2 protein-coding genes are annotated in these 1,226 nt (G+C 38.8%); both read right to left on the bottom strand.

Annotated elements, in window-relative coordinates; genetic code table 11:
* Nucleotides 1–972, bottom strand: a 972-nt coding sequence (locus FD36_RS06340; protein ID WP_056958859.1) for an RNA-guided endonuclease TnpB family protein, incomplete at its 3' end; no start/stop codon positions are given.
* The coding region (gene tnpA / locus FD36_RS06335; protein WP_156402044.1) for an IS200/IS605 family transposase at nt 972–1,226 on the bottom strand (255 nt) is incomplete at its 5' end. The genes FD36_RS06340 and tnpA, both read right to left, overlap by 1 nt.

The raw sequence follows: 1,226 nt of genomic DNA, 5'->3' as shown, positions 1-1,226 counted from the left end.
CCAATCACATTTATACTGCAAGATACTAACTAGCTTAGACCAACTAGCGTTGGTAATCGCTCGAGCTAGTTTATGATTTTTCAACATGCCCTTAATGTTAAGTTTTTCTAGCACAATGATGTCATATTGTTTAACTAACTTGGTTGTGAACTTTTGTAACTGATCCAACCGTTGGTTGGCGATTTTTTGACGATATTTAGCAACCATGACACGAGCTTTTTGGTAGTTTTTGAAGTCGTCTAATTGCCGTGGAGCTAAGACCTTATTGTGATAATCCCAAGCAATGGCTTGTTTAGCTAATAGGTAGCGTCGACTGCGCAACTTTTCCCAATGGTGTAGCTTCTTACGATACTTATCTTCAAAATGGTGAATTGGCTCTTTGTAACCGTCGGATAGATTAAGTAATGATTTTAATCCTAAATCACCGCCAACGCGCTTACCAGTCTTAGCTAATGTTTGGTTTTCGCATTCAGTTAAAACGGTAATGTAGTATTGATTAGCAACAGTTAGGCGAACAGTAACGTTCTTGATTTTGCCTTGTGGCAAACGTCCTGATCGAAAGTAAACTACCCCTAATTTAGGCAACTTAATATGGTGATTGTTAATCACTTTAATGTTGTGGTTAACACATTTCGAGTTATAGCTCTGTGCATACTTTCGTGACTTAAAGTGTGGAAACTTATTTTGCCCTTTAAAAAAACGCTGAAAGGCGTCGGCTAGATTGCGATTAGCGCTTTGCAAGGATGTTGATTCTGCTTGCTTCAACCAGGGATATTCTTCTTTTAATCGTTTTAGAAGATTGTTCATGCCAAAGGCATTGACAAACTTGGCTTCTGGATTGTTCTTTTGCCGCTCAATTTGCATATTAAGCATCTGATTCCACACAAAACGAGCGCAACCGAAGGTTTGCATTAAACGGTCACGTTGCTCGGAATTAGGATATATACGCATTTTCACGGCTTTAAGAACCATTACTTTCTCCCTTGACTTTCAATGTACTTTTTTACTACTTCTAACGGTGCACCACCAGTACTAATTAAACAATAGCTTTGGGTCCAAAAAGCGGATTTCCACAACTGACGCTTAATTTCTGGAAATAGTTTCTTAACCATTCGAGAACTTGATGATTTATAAGCGTTCAGGAACTTAGCCATCTCCGTATGCGGTGTTGCGCGGAACAAGACATGAACATGGTCAATATCATGGTTCCACTCTTGAAGATTAAT

It is taken from the genome of Fructilactobacillus sanfranciscensis DSM 20451, assembly GCF_001436035.1.
Classification (GTDB): domain Bacteria; phylum Bacillota; class Bacilli; order Lactobacillales; family Lactobacillaceae; genus Fructilactobacillus; species Fructilactobacillus sanfranciscensis.
This window is presented reverse-complemented; position numbering and strand designations above follow the sequence as displayed.